The sequence below is a fragment of the Citrobacter sp. MGH105 genome (assembly GCF_001037485.2).
GTDB classification, from domain to species: domain Bacteria; phylum Pseudomonadota; class Gammaproteobacteria; order Enterobacterales; family Enterobacteriaceae; genus Citrobacter; species Citrobacter portucalensis.
In genome coordinates, this window is the sequence record NZ_CP073048.1 from 4,016,113 (window position 1) to 4,033,792 (window position 17,680).

At 53.1% G+C, this 17,680-nt stretch carries 14 protein-coding genes; 12 read left to right on the forward strand and 2 right to left on the reverse strand.

The annotated features are described in order from the left end of the window. Nucleotides 1-292: 292 nt before the first annotated feature. Entirely contained in the window at nt 293-2,515 is a 2,223-nt protein-coding gene (locus SK35_RS19390) for an EAL domain-containing protein (protein ID WP_048214850.1), read from the forward strand. Between the two features lie 185 nt (nt 2,516-2,700). Here SK35_RS19390 and SK35_RS19395 read toward each other — a convergent pair whose 3' ends face one another. After that, nucleotides 2,701-4,089 carry an APC family permease gene (locus tag SK35_RS19395; protein WP_048214851.1) on the reverse strand — a complete coding sequence of 463 codons (1,389 nt, stop codon included), beginning with the start codon at nt 4,087-4,089 and terminating at the stop codon, nt 2,701-2,703. Nucleotides 4,090-4,432: 343 nt separating this feature from the next. Next, nucleotides 4,433-5,851 (reverse strand): glutamine synthetase family protein, encoded by a 1,419-nt coding sequence (locus SK35_RS19400; protein ID WP_003830879.1) that lies wholly within the window; start codon nt 5,849-5,851, stop codon nt 4,433-4,435. 212 nt (nt 5,852-6,063) lie between these two features. Here SK35_RS19400 and puuD point away from each other — a divergent pair, with 212 nt between their 5' ends. The 11 genes from puuD to appC all read left to right on the forward strand — a co-directional run bounded on the left by puuD (nt 6,064) and on the right by appC (nt 17,675). Then, a complete protein-coding gene (gene puuD, locus SK35_RS19405) occupies nt 6,064-6,828 on the forward strand; it encodes a gamma-glutamyl-gamma-aminobutyrate hydrolase (RefSeq protein WP_043015313.1) in 765 nt (254 codons plus the stop codon). A 25-nt stretch (nt 6,829-6,853) separates the two neighbouring features. Beyond that, complete coding sequence (gene puuR / locus SK35_RS19410) at nt 6,854-7,411, forward strand: HTH-type transcriptional regulator PuuR (RefSeq protein WP_003830877.1); 558 nt, start codon at nt 6,854-6,856, stop codon at nt 7,409-7,411. Nucleotides 7,412-7,549: 138 nt separating this feature from the next. Further along, on the forward strand, nt 7,550-9,037 hold the full coding sequence (gene puuC / locus SK35_RS19415; protein ID WP_048214852.1) for an aldehyde dehydrogenase PuuC: 1,488 nt from the start codon (nt 7,550-7,552) through the stop codon (nt 9,035-9,037). Between the two features lie 2 nt (nt 9,038-9,039). Next, nucleotides 9,040-10,320 carry an NAD(P)/FAD-dependent oxidoreductase gene (locus tag SK35_RS19420; protein WP_048214853.1) on the forward strand — a complete coding sequence of 427 codons (1,281 nt, stop codon included), beginning with the start codon at nt 9,040-9,042 and terminating at the stop codon, nt 10,318-10,320. A 208-nt stretch (nt 10,321-10,528) separates the two neighbouring features. Further along, on the forward strand, nt 10,529-11,656 hold the full coding sequence (hyaA, locus tag SK35_RS19425) for a hydrogenase 1 small subunit (RefSeq protein ID WP_156174772.1): 1,128 nt from the start codon (nt 10,529-10,531) through the stop codon (nt 11,654-11,656). After that, nucleotides 11,653-13,446 carry a Ni/Fe-hydrogenase large subunit gene (gene hyaB / locus SK35_RS19430; protein WP_048214855.1) on the forward strand — a complete coding sequence of 598 codons (1,794 nt, stop codon included), beginning with the start codon at nt 11,653-11,655 and terminating at the stop codon, nt 13,444-13,446. Before hyaA ends, hyaB begins: the two co-directional genes overlap by 4 nt. Nucleotides 13,447-13,464: 18 nt before the next feature. Continuing rightward, nucleotides 13,465-14,199, forward strand: coding sequence for a Ni/Fe-hydrogenase b-type cytochrome subunit (gene hyaC / locus SK35_RS19435; protein ID WP_048214856.1), 735 nt, complete (start codon nt 13,465-13,467; stop codon nt 14,197-14,199). Further along, nucleotides 14,196-14,777: a hydrogenase 1 maturation protease gene (gene hyaD / locus SK35_RS19440; protein ID WP_048214857.1), complete on the forward strand. Its 582-nt coding sequence runs from the start codon at nt 14,196-14,198 to the stop codon at nt 14,775-14,777. The genes hyaC and hyaD overlap by 4 nt, the downstream gene beginning before the upstream one ends. A gap of 5 nt (nt 14,778-14,782) precedes the next feature. Next, nucleotides 14,783-15,184 carry a hydrogenase-1 operon protein HyaE gene (gene hyaE, locus SK35_RS19445; RefSeq protein WP_032942446.1) on the forward strand — a complete coding sequence of 134 codons (402 nt, stop codon included), beginning with the start codon at nt 14,783-14,785 and terminating at the stop codon, nt 15,182-15,184. Then, complete coding sequence (locus SK35_RS19450; RefSeq protein ID WP_048216354.1) at nt 15,184-16,041, forward strand: hydrogenase expression/formation protein; 858 nt, start codon at nt 15,184-15,186, stop codon at nt 16,039-16,041. The genes hyaE and SK35_RS19450 overlap by 1 nt, the downstream gene beginning before the upstream one ends. Before the next feature lie 89 nt (nt 16,042-16,130). Beyond that, nucleotides 16,131-17,675, forward strand: a complete 1,545-nt coding sequence (appC, locus tag SK35_RS19455) for a cytochrome bd-II oxidase subunit 1 (protein WP_048214858.1) — start codon at nt 16,131-16,133, stop codon at nt 17,673-17,675. The last annotated feature ends 5 nt before the right edge of the window (nt 17,676-17,680 follow it).

Consider the following 17,680-nt stretch of genomic DNA (forward strand, 5'->3'; position numbering starts at 1 on the left):
AAATCTATCAAAAGATTTATATTGATCGTTATTATCGATCGTATATTCTGTCTTAAATAATGACTAATGACAGAACTTTTATTATCAGTACAGCCACAAAGATTGTTCTCCCCTGCGTTGTGAAACACAGTGAAATTATCGAGGGTTACTTTTAAAAAATTCACATAACATATTTTAGAATGGTTTTCAATTAGCGAAAACATCCAAAAATACACATTTCGAACCTCTAGTCTAACCTGTTTTAAGTAGATGACTTAAATCGAGAACGGTGATAACTCACTGAGAATTGCGAATGATGATATTGCTAAGAAAAGCGGAAAATATAAATTTCATTAATACATTTAGAGACTATTTTTGTGTCGGTATCGCGTTTTTTGCATTACAGCTGGTCGCTGGTCATCTCAGTAAGCAAGAGGATGTTGCGGGTATAACACTGCATTTTTACGATCTCACTTTACCTCTCATTTCTGCATTGCTGGTTTTATACCGGCAAAAGGCGCTGCCAATTTTGGCTGCCTTTTTCTTGTATGCGCTTTACTCTTACTCTTTATCTTCGGTATTCACACTAACGGCTCAGCTACTGGCTGCTCTCATTAGCCAGACACTCTACTTTTTCTCGACAGGCAAACGAGGCGCGGTTAGCTTTGGTCGTAGCCAGCTTACTACCCTGCGTATTGTCTGGCTCGTGTGTTGCAACGCCTTACTATTCATCTCGATTGATCACTGGTTCCAGTCGAACACAGCCTCTGCACCGATCGCAAACCTTTTTACACTACAAACATTAATTAACTTACAGTGGCTGATGAACTCTTGCCTGACTGGCATCCCTTTTTGTTATCTGTTGCTTAGAAGCGTTCAAAATCCTGCATGGTGCATTCTATACATTAGACAAGTAAAGGCGCTGATAAAATCCGGCCCTCCTATTCTGTATCAAGTATTATGGCTGGTGCTGTTACTGTGCATTATGTCCGCTTTGATCGTCATCAGAGAGGATATTCTTATATTTACAGACTATTCATTACTGTGGTTACTTCCAGTAATGCTATGGGGAGTGATCTGTATTGGCCATGCTTTGATATCCCCTGTATGGGTAACAATGCTTATCCTGTTGGGATATTATATAAACAGTTATATTCCACCTGCTAACTATAATAATTATTTACATAGCCTCGTGATTTCCTCCACGATAGTGTTTGTCTTTTCTATTACGATTGTTGTTACCGGTGTACTTGTGGTTCATAACCGAAAATATCTCCGCCGCCTCAAACAACTTTTTAGATCAGAGCCTAACACCGGACTGCCTAACTTTCAGGCCCTGCAAATGGACATCCGTAAACACGCAACAGAGTGCTTGTGTTACATCCGTTGTACAGAGTTGAATACGCTGGAGCAAACTCACGGAATAGAATTCCGTTTTGAATTTGTAAAAGCGCTAAGCGCATATGTACGTAAATTGATTAAGGGTACAGGTGACATTTATTACGCACCAGGTCATGGAATAATTCTTCGCCTTAATGTTGTCCCTGACATTCCTGATCTCTACAAGGACCTAAACTCTTTTCGTTTTATCTGGAAGGACTACCAATTAGGGCTATCTTGTGGTGTGGCATATACCACCGAGAAAAACCTGATTAAAAATTTATCACAAGCAATTAAGCATCTTAATACCCAAAGCTACATCTCGTTAATGCAGGGGCAACCGTTGTTACTCAGCCCGCAAGTGCCAGGTGATAAAATTGTCAGCCAGGCTGTCATTCGTCATATGTTGCAAAAGGCAATTGACAGAAAGTCGTTTGAGCTTATGGCTCAACCCATCGTATCAACGATGCTGGTTGTTCAGCCGATCGTTTCAACCACGGGACTGACACGTTATCACGAGATACTTATTCGGATAAAAATGGTTGATGGTAAGTTAATCTTTCCAGACACCATCCTACCAGTTGCTCGCGAGGCAGGATTACTTCCTGCGCTGGATATCACTGTTATAGAGCAAACATTTCGTTTTATACAGTCACGGCAGAAATCTGACCCAAACAGTCACTTCTCCATTAATCTGACGCCTGACTCGCTTAATAAAATTGATTTTCTTGATAATGTTTTTACATTGTTTAGAAAATACTCAATAGCACCTGAACGTATAATATTTGAAGTCATTGAATCAGATATTATTGACAACGCTAATGTCACTGATGTTCTGAGAGCGCTACGTAAAGCCGGTTCTAAAATTGCTATTGATGATTTTGGCACAGGAGCATCAAGCTATTCACGACTACGAACGTTAGACGCAGACATTCTGAAAATTGATGGTTCATTCATCCGTAATATATTGACCGATGAATTTAGTCGATGCGCCGTCAGATCCTTCTGCGAAGTAGCAAAACTCAAAAACATGGAAGTAGTCGCTGAGTTTGTTGAAAATGAGGAAATTGAAAAGATGCTAATTACGATGGGTATTGGTTGGTTACAGGGATACCATATAGGGAAACCCGTTCCTATTGAGTTGGCTGAATTATAATTCAGTAATTATAATAATAATTATATTCCTACATTGTTTTACTTACCGGCTCCCGTGCCGGTTTTTTATTCCCTAAAACAAGCGGTATATTAATTAAAGCAGGTATGCCGCGGCCGTTTGCCGCGACATACCGTGTTTCATTTTTAACTCAACTCAGCCGAATGCTACGGCCAATTCAGCTTCCATCACTCCCAGGCGCGCTCAGATTTCGCGGCGTCAAACTGCGGCGGCGGTTTGCGAAAACGTCCGGTCAGCCAGGCAAGATACACCAGCCCAACGCCGGCCCATACCAGACCCAGCGTCAGCGATGTCACCTCAAGATTCACCCACAGTACGGCAACCGTGGCGGCACCGACCATAGGCAATACCAGATAGTGCAGCTTCTCCTGCCAGGTATGCTTGCGTCCTTCACGATGCCAGAAGTGGTTAAACACGGAGAGATTAACGAACGTAAAGGCCACCAGCGCACCAAAGTTAATCAACGCCGTGGCAGTCACCAGGTCAAAAAACAGGGCCGACAGCGCCACAATCCCGACCATGATGACGTTCAACGCGGGAGTACGCCATTTGGGATGGACATAACCAAAGTACTTCTCCGGGAAGACGTTATCGCGGCCCATCACGTACAGCAGACGCGAAACGCTGGCATGCGACGCCAGACCTGAAGCCAGCGTATTCACAAAGGTGGTACACAGGAAAATAGACTGGAACAGCTTGCCGCCGACATACAGCGCAATCTCCGGCAGCGCCGCATCCGGGTCTTTAAAGCGGCTAATGTCCGGGAAGAACAGTTGCATAAAGAACGAGGCGGCAATGAAGATCAGCCCACCGTACAGGGCGGTGAGGAAGATAGCTTTCGGGATGGTGCGCGCAGCATCCGGCGTCTCTTCAGATAGTGTCGTTACCGCATCAAAGCCGAGAAACGAGAAGCAGACGATGGTCGCCCCGGTGATAATCGGGATCAAATGCGCATTCTGGCTGATAAACGGTTGCAGCGACCAGACGGTCCCAACCCCTTCCCCTTTGTGCAGCCCCTGCACCACGAGGAAAATGAACACCACGATGATCGCCACCTGCACCAGTACAAACAGCGCATTGAAGTTGGCTACCAGATTAACGCTTTTCAGATTGGCCGCGGTGAGGATCGCGACGAACATCACCACCCAAATCCATGGCGCAACCCCCGGGAACAGCGCGGAAAGGTAAATTTTCGCCAGCAGGACGTTAATCATCGGCAGGAAAAGGTAGTCAAGCAGTGACGACCAGCCGACCATAAACCCCACGTGCGGATTGATGGCTTTCTGCGCATAGGTATAGGCCGAACCGGCCTGTGGAAACTGGCGCACCAGCTTTCCATAACTGATGGCGGTAAACAGTACTCCCGCCAGGGCCAGCAGGTAGGAGGCCGGAACATGGCCATTGCTGATACCCGAAACAATGCCAAAGGTGTCAAACACCGTCATTGGGGTGAGATAGGCCAACCCCATCACCACCACCTGCCACAGCTTCAGGGATTTACGCAGCTGTGCTTTGCCCGGCTGGGCAGAATGATCAGCAGAAGAGTTAGTCGACATAATTTTCCTCCCCGCTACGAGTCCAGATCTGCGTTCGAAACGTGGGTACAGCAGACCTGGGTCGTGTCGGGGAGGAATGGCATAAAAAAGGCGTCAATGTGGTACGGCGCAGATGCGGTCCGTATTTACTGCGGGAGCCATGAATACTCACGCGGGGCGGGTTTTTAAACATTGGCATCATCACATTTCCTCGTCACAAACTCTGTCGGTTATCTGAAGACCCGTTGTCGCCCGCGCTCCATTACGCGACATCCGGGAAATGGCAGGTATTCCTGCAATTTTTACGGGCTGGCTCCGCTCAGCCCGCATGATGCGACTTCTTTTTCAATGACCTGTACAACGGTCAGGCGTTTTTCAGCATCCACTCAATTTCAGTGTCGGTAATCAGACGTTCAAACTGGATAAGCTCATCGTTTTTACAGGCGTGATACACATGGCTAAACCGCTCACCCAATAGTTCACGCAGACTGTCATTTTGCATAAACTCCCACAGCGCATCGCTCTGGCGAATCGGGAACGGCAGCCCTTCCTGCTCCAGACCGTTACCCTCAACTTCTTCTTGTAACGGCAGTTCGTTATCCAGACCGTGAAGGATCCCCGCCAGAATGGTCGACATCACCAGATACGGGTTGGCATCAGCCCCCGCTACGCGATATTCAACCCGATGGTTATCACGGTCGCCGCAGGGAATCCGCAGCGCTACCGTACGATTGTTGTGCCCCCAGGACGCCTGGGTCGGAACATACATCCCCGGCTGGAAGCGGCGATAGGAGTTCACATTCGGCGCCAGAAGCGCCATTGATGCGGGCATCAGATCAATCATCCCAGCGAGCGCACGCTTTAATAACGCGGAATCATCGCCATTCGCATCAGCCAGCACGTTCTCACCTTTGTTATTCATGACGCTGATGTGGATATGCATCCCGCTACCGGCATGCTCCTCATAAGGTTTTGCCATAAACGTGGCATGCATCTTATGTTTCTCCGCCACCAGCCGTACCAGACGTTTCAGCGCCAGCGCGTCATCGCAGGCGTCGAGCACGTTGTCGGTATGGTAGAGGTTGATTTCAAACTGCCCTGGGGAGGCTTCAGCCACCGCGCCGTCGGCCGGGATCAGCTGCAAACGGGCCAGTTCATCGATATCGTTCAGCACATCAGCAAAGTGGTTCAGGTTATCAACCGAATAAACCTGACTTTGGGTATTTCGATCGTCCGTTCCCGGCGCGCATGGCGGCTGCAGATAACCTTCGGGGTCACGCTTACGATCGAGTAAATAGAACTCCAGCTCTACCGCTACGACGGGGAACAGACCGCGCTGGCGAAGTTTCTGCCAGAGTCGGTTTAGTACGTTCCGCGGCTCAACGTCAAAGGGAGCGCCATCTTCATCCAGCATCGTCAGCATCATCTGCGCAATAAATTCCGGATCGGCAGCCGAAGGGGTTAACGTACCTGCCACGGGTACACAGGTCCGATCGGGTTCGCCAAGCTCCTGGCCTAATCCCGCCTCTTCGACCACATTGCCCAGAATATCCATCGCGAAAACGGATGCCGGGAAATAGCAGCCTTTCTCTAACTTATGCAATCCCGCAACGGGAAGGCGCTTACCGCGAAAACAGCCATTAAGGTCGGTTAACAACACATCCACATACTGCGTATTAGGATAGCGTTCCAGATACTGCTTAACTTCGCGCGCAAACGCGCTACTTCGTCTCTCTTCAGAATGCTGAACAAAATTCTCAACTTCTACGATATTGGTTTCCATGATTCACCGCCGTTGGCCTGGTAAGCTGTTCTGTGATTTGACTGTTAAATATAATGTCCACCATTCGACTCTGGATGCAAACAAATTGTTTGTCAAATGTTAAATTAAGTTTGCTAGAAGGTTATTCCGCTGCTAGATTGAGAAAATAATGAACGGAATGGCACAACAAGGAACCGTTTGGCAATAATTTATTCCAAAACGTGAGGTCGATCATGGGCAATATATTTGACAAGCCAGTTATTGGTGTAGTGATGTGTAGGAACAGGCTTAAGGGTCACCAGACCCAGACTCTGCAAGAAAAGTACCTGAATGCGGTATTAAATGCCGGTGGATTACCGATAGCGCTTCCCCATGCGCTTGCGGAACCCGAATTGTTGAACGCGCTGTTACCGAAACTGGACGGTATCTTCCTGCCAGGAAGCCCAAGCAATGTGCAGCCGCACCTCTATGGTGAAAATGGCGATGAGTCTGACGCCGATCCCGGGCGTGATCTTCTGAGCATGGCGCTAATTACCGCCGGGCTCGAAAGGCGCATTCCCATTTTCGCCATCTGCCGGGGCTTGCAGGAATTAGTTGTCGCCACTGGCGGGACTCTGTATCGTCGCCTGTGCGATCACTCACAGTTCCTGGAACATCGTGAAGATGCGGAACTCCCGGTGGAGCAGCAATATGCACCATCTCATGAAGTCCAGGTTCAACAGGGAGGATTGCTATCTCAGTTAATACCAGGTTGCAGCACGTTTTGGGTTAACTCCTTGCATGGTCAGGGCGCAAAAACCCTTGGCCCGCAGCTGCGCGTGGAAGCACGCTCGCAGGATGGATTAGTGGAAGCTGCCAGCGTCCATGACCATCCTTTCGCGCTCGGCGTGCAGTGGCACCCGGAATGGAACAGTAGCGAATACGCCCTGTCGCGTTTGTTACTTGAAGGTTTTATCACCGCTTGTCAGAACCACCTCGCTGAAAAACAGCGACTCTGACCACTACAGTTAAGGAAATGCAATTATGAGCGATGACGGCCTGGCGCCGGGTAAACGTTTGTCAGAGATCCGCCAGCAATTGGGTCTTTCGCAGCGTCGTGCCGCCGAACTGTCTGGGTTAACGCATAGCGCCATCAGCACCATAGAGCAGGATAAAGTCAGTCCTGCCATCAGTACGCTGCAAAAGCTATTGAAAGTATATGGGCTGTCGCTCTCCGAGTTCTTCGCGGAACCGGAAAAGCCTGACGAACCGCAGGTGGTTATCAATCAGGATGATTTGATTGAGATCGGGAGTCAGGGAGTATCCATGAAGCTGGTACACAACGGAAATCCGAATCGTACGCTGGCAATGATGTTTGAAACCTATCAGCCAGGCACGACAACCGGGGAGAGAATTAAACATCAGGGTGAAGAGATTGGCACAATACTGGAAGGTGAAGTGATACTGACAATCAACGGTCAAACGTATCCTCTTGTTGCAGGGCAAAGCTATGCCATTAACACCGGCATACCACACAGCTTCAGCAACACCTCGGCAGGGATCTGCCGCATCATCAGTGCCCACACTCCCACCACTTTCTAATAAGTAGCGGCCTGAGTTTCTCAGGCCTTCTTAAATAACGCGCATTAACAGGGTACATCCCTGGGGCATCGTGCAGCCTGATTTTGCCTGAAAAAGATCAGCAACGAACTTTATCTTATTGATATAAAAGGAGTAGCTATGAACTTTCAGAATCTTAAATATTGGCGTGAGAAAGCCAGCCATTATTCACCAGAGACCCGTTTATTTATTAACGGCGAATATTGTGCCGCCGCTGATAACGAAACCTTTATTACGCTGGATCCGGCAGGACAACGTCCTCTGGCTAAAGTCGCCCGCGGTAAAAAAGCGGATGTGGACCGCGCGGTCACCGCAGCCCGTACCGTCTTTGAACGCGGAGACTGGTCGCAAGCATCACCCGCAGAGCGCAAAGCGGTACTGCACAAACTCGCCGATTTAATGGAGCAGCATCACGAGGAGCTGGCGCTACTGGAAACGCTCGATACCGGTAAACCGATTCGCCATAGCCTGCGTGATGATATTCCCGGCGCGGCACGCGCCATCCGCTGGTATGCCGAAGCTATAGATAAAGTCTATGGCGAAGTTGCCACTACCTCGGTGAACGATCTGGCACTGATTGTGCGCGAACCGGTGGGCGTGATTGCCGCCATTGTACCGTGGAATTTTCCTCTACTGCTGGCCTGCTGGAAACTCGGCCCGGCACTGGCTGCGGGTAACAGCGTGATCCTCAAGCCTTCCGAAAAATCACCGCTGACCGCCATTCGCCTGGCTGCGCTGGCTAAAAAAGCAGGTTTGCCCGATGGCGTTCTCAGCGTTGTTAGCGGGTATGGTCACGAAGCGGGTCAGGCGTTGTCACAACATCCGGATGTTGATGTGATCACCTTTACCGGCTCGACCCGTACCGGCAAGCAACTGCTCAAAGACGCTGGCGACAGCAACATGAAACGCGTCTGGCTGGAGGCCGGAGGTAAAAGCGCCAATATCGTGTTTGCCGACTGCCCGGATCTGCCGAAAGCCGCCGCTAATGCAGCGGCAGGTATCTTCTATAACCAGGGCCAGGTTTGTATCGCCGGGACGCGTCTGCTACTGGAAGAGAGCATTGCCGACAAGTTCATCGCCCTGCTGAAAGAGCAGGCGAAAAACTGGCAGCCCGGCAACCCGTTGGATCCGGAAACCACGATGGGCACGCTTATCGACAATGCGCATGCCGACACCGTGCACGGTTTTATTCGCGACGGTGAAGCGCAAGGCACGCTGGCGCTGGATGGCCGCAGCCACGTACATCCGGCCGCTATCGGCCCGACTATTTTTGTCGATACCGCGCCGCAAGCCCACGTCAGCCACGATGAGATCTTCGGCCCGGTACTGGTCATCACCCGTTTTAGCAGCGAAGCCGAAGCCCTGGCGCTGGCCAACGACAGCGACTACGGCCTGGGTGCCGCGGTCTGGACCCGCGATTTGTCGCGCGCCCATCGCATGAGTCGTCGCCTGAAGGCCGGTTCGGTCTTCGTGAATAACTACAACGACGGTGATATGACCGTGCCGTTCGGCGGTTATAAGCAAAGCGGCAACGGGCGAGATAAGTCCCTGCATGCGCTGGAAAAATTTAGCGAACTGAAAACCATCTGGATCTCCCTGGAGTCTTAATCATGACTGAACATACCAGCAGTTATTACGCCGCAAGCGCCAATCAGTACGAACCGTTTCCGACCCTTAGCGAATCGGTTAGCTGTGATGTTTGCGTCGTGGGCGGTGGTTATACCGGACTCTCCTCCGCCCTGCATTTAGCGGAAATGGGTTACGACGTGGTGCTACTGGAATCCGCGCGTATTGGTTTCGGGGCCAGCGGACGTAACGGCGGTCAGTTGGTGAACTCCTACAGTCGCGATATCGACGTCATCGAACGTACCTACGGCCCGGACGCCGCTAAAATGCTCGGTGGAATGATGTTTGAAGGCGGCAATATCATCCGCGAACGCATCAAGCGTTATCAGATCGAATGCGACTATCGTCCCGGCGGGCTGTTTGTAGCGCTGAACCACAAACAGATGGAAACTCTGGAAGAGCAGAAGTCGAACTGGGAACGCTACGGCAACACGCAGCTTGAACTGTTAGACAGCAGTGAAATTCGTCGCGAAGTCAGCAGCGATCGTTATGTCGGCGCGCTGCTCGACCACAGCGGTGGTCATATTCACCCGCTGAACCTGGCGATTGGCGAAGCTAACGCCATTCGTCTGAACGGCGGACGCGTCTTTGAGCAGTCGCCAGTCACCCGTATTCAGCACACCAGCCCGGCGGTGGTCAGCACTGAAAAAGGCCAGGTGACGGCCCGCTTTGTGATCGTCGCGGGCAACGCCTATCTCGGAGACAAACTCGAACCTGCGCTGGCAAAAAGCAGCATGCCGTGTGGCACGCAGGTATTAACCACCGAACCGCTGTCGGCGGAGATGGCGCGCTCGCTGATACCGAAAAACTACTGCGTGGAAGATTGTAACTACCTGCTCGATTACTACCGTCTGACCGGCGATAACCGCCTGCTGTACGGCGGTGGCGTAGTCTACGGCGCTCGCGACCCAGACGATATTGAGCGTCTGGTGATGCCGAAACTGCTGAAGACCTTCCCGCAATTGCAGGGGGTAAAAATTGATTACCGCTGGACCGGTAATTTCCTGTTAACGCTGTCTCGTATGCCGCAGTTCGGCCGTCTTGATACCAACATTTACTATATGCAGGGCTACAGCGGCCACGGCGTGACCTGTACTCACCTGGCAGGGCGCCTGATTTCCGAACTGCTGCGCGGGGATGCCGAGCGCTTTGACGCGTTCGCCAAACTGCCGCACTACCCGTTCCCAGGAGGCCGCAGCCTGCGCATTCCGTTTACCGCCATGGGGGCGGCATATTACAGCTTACGCGATCGCCTTGGGGTTTAAGTTCTTCCGCGATAAACCCGACGCACAGGGCGATCCCCCCTGTGCGTTTTTTTATTCCTGGAAAGCGAAAAACAGGTAACAGGTACGAAAATATCGCAATAGGACATAACCACACTCTTTGCATTGTTTCTCCCTTCCGATCGGATACGCTTTTTTAGATATCGCTGGCGGCATGCGCCAGAACTCAACGGGGGAAGAAACGCGTGTTATGAATACGAATAATGAGGAGACCTTTTATCAGGCGATGCGCCGGAAGGGAGTGAGCCGACGCAGTTTTCTTAAATACTGTAGCCTCGCCGCAACATCGCTGGGATTAGGGGCTGGAATGACGCCCCGAATAGCCTGGGCGCTGGAGAACAAACCCCGGATCCCGGTCGTCTGGATCCACGGACTGGAATGCACCTGCTGTACCGAATCGTTTATTCGCTCCTCGCACCCACTCGCCAAAGACGTCATCCTCTCTCTGATTTCCCTCGATTACGACGACACGCTGATGGCCGCCGCCGGAACGCAGGCCGAAGAGGTATTTGAAGACATTCTGAGCCACTACCACGGCCGATATATTCTGGCAGTCGAGGGCAACCCTCCGCTGGGCGAGCAAGGGATGTTTTGCATCAGCAGCGGGCGCCCTTTTATTGAAAAGTTAAAACGAGCCGCAGCAGGAGCCAGCGCGATTATCGCCTGGGGAACCTGCGCCTCCTGGGGCTGCGTACAGGCTGCCCGGCCTAACCCCACCCAGGCTACGCCGATCGATAAGGTGATCACCGATAAGCCGATCGTGAAAGTGCCCGGCTGCCCGCCGATTCCGGATGTCATGAGCGCCATCATTACCTACATGGTGACGTTTGGAAGGTTGCCTGAACTCGACCGTCTTGGGCGTCCGCTGATGTTCTATGGTCAGCGTATTCACGATAAATGCTACCGCCGCGCCCACTTTGACGCCGGGGAGTTCGTTGAGAGTTGGGACGATGACGCCGCCCGCAAAGGCTATTGCCTGTACAAAATGGGCTGCAAAGGGCCAACCACCTATAACGCCTGTTCCACCACCCGTTGGAATGGTGGCGTTTCTTTCCCCATCCAGTCCGGCCACGGTTGTCTGGGATGTTCGGAAAACGGCTTCTGGGATCGCGGTTCGTTCTACAGCCGCGTGGTTGATATTCCACAAATGGGGACGCATTCAACCGCCGATACCGTGGGCCTCACCGCGCTAGGCGTCGTGGCGGCCGGTGTCGGTGTTCACGCAGTCGCCAGCGCCGTCAATCAACACAACCGCCACAAACAGCAACTAGCCGACGCCGGACAACAGTCTCCAGACAATAAGGATAAACAGGCATGAGCAATTCGTATCAAACTCAGGGATATACAGTCAATAATGCCGGTCGCCGTCTGGTTGTGGATCCCATTACGCGCATTGAAGGCCATATGCGTTGTGAAGTGAACATTAATGAGCAAAACATCATCACCAACGCGGTTTCCTGCGGCACCATGTTCCGCGGGCTGGAGATCATTCTACAGGGGCGCGACCCGCGCGATGCCTGGGCATTCGTCGAACGAATTTGCGGAGTGTGCACCGGCGTACATGCGCTCGCCTCGGTCTATGCCATTGAGGACGCTATTGGCATAAAGGTGCCCGACAACGCCAACATCATTCGCAATATTATGCTGGCGACGCTGTGGTGCCACGACCATCTGGTGCACTTTTACCAGCTAGCCGGAATGGACTGGATTGACGTGCTGAATGCCCTGAAAGCAGACCCGCGCGCCACATCGCAGCTGGCACAAAGCCTTTCAGCCTGGCCGATGTCTTCTCCGGGCTACTTTTTTGACGTTCAAAATCGCCTGAAGAAATTTGTCGAAGGTGGTCAACTGGGGATTTTCCGCAATGGTTATTGGGGACATCCGCAGTACAAGCTGTCGCCAGAGGCCAACCTGATGGGCTTTGCCCACTACCTGGAAGCGCTCGATTTTCAGCGCGAGATCATCAAAATCCATACGGTGTTTGGCGGTAAGAATCCGCATCCGAACTGGATTGTCGGCGGGATGCCGTGCGCTATCAATATCGATCAGAGCGGCGCGGTTGGCGCTGTCGATATGGAACGCCTGAACCTGGTGCAGTCAATCATTACCCGCACCGCTGATTTCATCAACAACGTCATGGTACCTGACGCGCTGGCTATCGGCCAGTTCAATAAACCCTGGAGCCAGATTGGCACCGGGCTTTCTGATAAGTGCGTCTTAAGCTACGGCGCGTTCCCGGATATCGCCAATGACTTCAGCGCGAAGAGCCTGTTGATGCCTGGCGGCGCGGTGATTAATGGTGATTTTAACAACGTCATGCCGGTGGACCTGGACGATCAGCAGCAAATTCAGGAGTTTGTCGATCATGCCTGGTATCGTTATCCGAACGATCAATTAGGTCGCCACCCGTTCGAAGGGATTACTGAACCCTGGTACAACCCGGGCGATGTCAAAGGCAGCGATACCGATATCAAGCAGCTCAACGAACAGGAACGCTATTCGTGGATTAAAGCCCCGCGCTGGCGGGGACACGCTATGGAAGTTGGGCCGTTGGCGCGTACGCTGATTGCCTATCACAAAGGGGATGCCGCCACGATTGAATCCGTGGATCGCATGATGTCCGCCCTCAAGCTGCCGCTGTCGGGCATGCAGTCGACGCTGGGCCGTATTCTGTGCCGCGCGCACGAAGCGCAGTGGGCCGTGAGCAAGCTGCAATATTTCTTCGACAAGCTGATGACCAACCTGAAAAACGGCAATCTGGCTACCGCAAATACCGAAAAATGGGAGCCAGCAAGCTGGCCGCAGCACTGCCGCGGGATCGGTTTTACCGAGGCGACGCGCGGAGCATTAGGCCACTGGGCATCGATTCGCGACCAGAAGATCGACCTGTATCAATGCGTGGTGCCGACCACCTGGAATGCCAGCCCGCGCGATCCAAAGGGACAAATTGGCGCTTACGAGGCGGCGCTGATGGGCACCCAAATGGCGATACCGGATCAACCGCTGGAGATCCTGCGCACCTTGCACAGCTTCGACCCCTGCCTGGCATGTTCAACCCACGTACTCGGCGACGACGGCAGTGAACTTATCGCCGTCCAGGTTCGCTAAGCGTTAAGGAACGGAACGATGACTGGAAAAACATCCCTACGCGTCAGGGAGGCGCGTGATACTGCCACCAGCCACTATGTGTTTGAAGCGCCAGTACGCTTGTGGCACTGGCTGACGGTGGGCTGCATGTTGGTGTTGATGGTGACCGGATACTTCATTGGCCGACCGCTGCCGTCGGTCAGCGGTGAGGCCACTTATCTGTTCTACATGGGCGACATCCGGCTGGTGCATTTCGCCGCCGCCATGGTGTTCACGGTGATACTGTTGATGCGCATTTACTGGGCCTTCGTCGGTAACCGCTATTCACGCGAACTGTTTATCGTGCCGGTCTGGCGGCGCAGTTGGTGGCAGGGTGCGTATTCTGTGGTGCGTTGGTATCTATTTCTGGAAAAAAAACCGGGAGATGATATCGGTCATAACCCCATCGCGCAGGCGGCGATGTGCGGTTATTTCCTGCTTTCCGTTTTTATGATCCTCACCGGTTTTGCCTTATACAGCGAACATAGCCAGTACGCCATTTTTATCCCTTTCCGCTATGTGACGGAGTTTTTCTACTGGACCGGCGGGAACTCTCTCGATATCCACAGCTGGCATCGGTTAGGGATGTGGTTCATCGCCGCCTTCATCGTAGGCCATGTGTATATGGCGATTCGTGAGGACATCATGTCTGACGAGACCGTCATCTCAACCATGATTAACGGCTTTCGTAGTCATAAGTTTCCTAAGGGTCAGCACGATAAGGAGGCGTCATGAGCGAACCTAACGTCATCGTGATGGGCTTAGGCAACCTGCTGTGGGCAGATGAAGGGTTTGGTATTCGCCTCGCTGAGCGCCTGTACGCTCATTATCACTGGCCTGAATCGGTAGAGATTGTTGACGGCGGCACGCAGGGACTGAATCTGCTGGGCTACGTTGAGCAGGCCAGCCATTTGCTGCTGCTTGACGCCATCGACTACGGGCTCGCACCAGGCACCCTGCAAACTTACGCCGGAGACAAAGTCCCGAGTTACCTCAGCGCCAAAAAAATGAGTCTGCATCAGAACAGCTTCTCTGAAGTGCTGGCTCTGGCGGATATTCGCGGCCATCTCCCCGCGCACATCGCTCTGGTGGGACTACAGCCGGTACAGCTGGACGACTATGGCGGCAGCCTGACCGACATCGCGCGCGCTCAGCTCCCGGCGGCAGAACAGGCCGCGCTTACGCAACTGGCCGCGTGGGGCATTGCGCCACAGATAAGCGATGAAACGCGTTGCCTGAACTATGACTGCCTGTCGATGGAAAACTATGAAGGCGTGCGTATTCGCCAGTATCGCGTAACGCTGGAGAGATAATTAACATGTTGAATGACCAACCGTTTTCTGCGCTATGGCAGCGAATGCTGGCTAAGGGCTGGCAACCGCTGAGCGCATCTGAATTGGATGACTGGATAACCCGCGTGGGTGATGGCGTGGTCCTGCTCAGTAGCGATCCCCGCCGTACACCGGAAGTCAGCGATAACCCGGTCATGATTGCCGAGTTGCTCCGCGAGTTTCCCCAGTTTGACTGGCACATCGCCATGGCGGATCTTGAACACAGCGAGGCGATCGGCGATCGCTTTGGCGTGTTCCGTTTTCCGGCTACCCTGGTGTTTACCCAGGGTGAGCTGCGCGGCATTCTCAGCGGTATCCACCCGTGGGCCGACCTGCTCAACCTGATGCGTCCCCTCGTTGAACAACGCATACCGCCGGAGTCTGCATGATGAGCGATTCCTTTTTTCATCTGCTGGGGCCGGGAACGCAGCCGGGTGATGACAGCTTCAGCATGAATCCCTTGCCCCTCACCTGCCAGGTCAACAGCGACCCCAGCATGGCAACACTGGAAAACTGTCCGCACAGCCCGGCGGTGATGGCATTGTTAGCCGATGTGCGCCACCAGCTCACCCAGAGAATTCCCGCCAAACAGGATGTGCTGGGATGGGATTTATCCGCGCTCAATGCAGACGATCTCACCTTTCTGAATACGCTACTCGGCGAAGGCGAAGTTTCCGTGCGCATTCAGCATGCTGACGGCAGGGCGAGCGAGATTCAGGAGTCGATTTTCTGCGGTATCTGGCGGGTGCGTTGTCAGAATGACAAGGGGCAATGGCAGGAACATCTGGAAGCAGGTAGCGCGCCACGGGCGCTGTGGCAGGCGGCAACAATCAATACGCTGCCGGACGATAGCCTGCTGCCTCCGCCTATAGATGGGTTGATGAATGGCCTGACGCTGGCCCAGGAACTGCTGGCGCACGTGCGCGATCCGGCAGCGCAACCCCATAGCATTAACCTCACCCAACTGCCGATTAGCGACGCGGATCGCCTGTTCCTCGCCCGCCAGTGCGGCGAAGGACACATTCAAATCCGCACCATCGGCTACGGCGAGAGCCAAATCGACGCCACGGCGCTGCGCCATGTCTGGCATGTTCGCTGTCTGGATACCCTGAAAGGGCTTCTGCTTGAGAGTTATGAGATCTGTCCGTTGCCGGAACTGGTGTTGGCCGCACCGGAAGATCTGCTCGACTCGCTCGAGCGCCTGGATGAAGTCTGCGGCTGGCTGGCATCCGGCCCGCCTGCCTGATCCCCCTCTTTAGACCCGCGTACTTTTCTACTGCGGGTCTGGCGTTTTCTTCCTTACCTATTCACTCTCTAATGCCTGATGGAGTTCGCATGTGGGACGTCATTGACTTATCGCGCTGGCAGTTTGCGCTGACCGCGCTGTACCATTTTCTGTTTGTTCCCCTGACGCTGGGGCTGATTTTTTTGCTGGCCATCATGGAAACCCTGTTCGTGGTGACCGGCAAAACAGTCTACCGCGACATGACGCGTTTCTGGGGAAAGCTATTCGGTATTAACTTTGCGCTCGGCGTGGCAACCGGCCTGACCATGGAGTTTCAGTTCGGCACTAACTGGTCGCTCTATTCCAACTATGTGGGTGATATTTTCGGTGCCCCGCTGGCGATGGAAGCCCTGATGGCTTTCTTTCTTGAATCCACCTTCGTGGGGCTGTTCTTCTTTGGCTGGCAGCGCTTAAACAAGTATCAGCATTTACTGGTGACCTGGCTGGTTGCGTTTGGCTCTAACATCTCGGCCCTGTGGATCCTCAACGCCAACGGCTGGATGCAGTATCCGACAGGCGCTCGCTTTAATATTGATACCCTGCGCATGGAGATGAGCAGCTTTAGCGAGCTGGTCTTTAACCCCGTCAGCCAGGTGAAATTTGTGCATACCGTGATGTCCGGTTATGTCACCGGCGCCATGTTCGTGATGTCTATTAGCGCCTGGTATTTGCTGCGTGGTCGCAATCGCGAGTTCGCCCGGCGCTCCTTCGCGGTGGGTTCCGTCTTTGGCACGCTGGCTATCCTCGGCACGCTACAACTGGGTGATAGCTCAGCCTATGAGGTCGCCCAACTCCAGCCGGTAAAACTGGCGGCAATGGAGGGCGAATGGCAAACCGAACCGGCCCCCGCGCCCTTTCATGTCATCGCATGGCCGCAGCAGGAGAAAGAGCGTAACGCCTTTGCCGTGAAGATACCGGCCCTGCTGGGTATTCTGGCGACCCACTCTTTAGATACCCCAGTTCCAGGACTCAAAAATCTGATGGCGGACGCGTTGCCACGCCTGCAGCGGGGCCTGGAGGCGTGGTTACTGATGCAGGAAATTGCCAAAGGTAACCGCACGCCGCAGGTGCTGAAGGCTTTCCACGCCGTAGAAAATGATCTGGGTTACGGCATCCTGTTGGCGAACTACGCGCCTGATATGAATCATGTGACCCCCGCGCAATATCAGGCCGCGCAACGCGGCGCAATTCCGCAGGTGGCCCCCGTGTTCTGGAGCTTTCGCATCATGATTGCTTGCGGTTCGCTGCTGCTACTGGTGATGGCGATTGCGTTGATACAGACCTTACGCTGGCGTATCGACCAGCATCGCTGGGTACTGCGCATGACACTGTGGAGCCTGCCGCTCCCGTGGATTGCCATCGAAGCTGGCTGGTTTATGACGGAGTTTGGCCGCCAGCCATGGGCGATTCAGGATATTTTGCCGACATGGTACGCCCACTCCGCGCTGAGCGCAGGCCAACTGGCCTTCTCGATGGGGCTAATTCTCACGCTTTACACCCTGTTTTTAATTGCTGAGGTCTACCTGATGCAGAAATACGCGCGCCTTGGTCCAGATGCAATGCATAACCAGCAACCAGCGCAACAACAGGGATAAAGGAG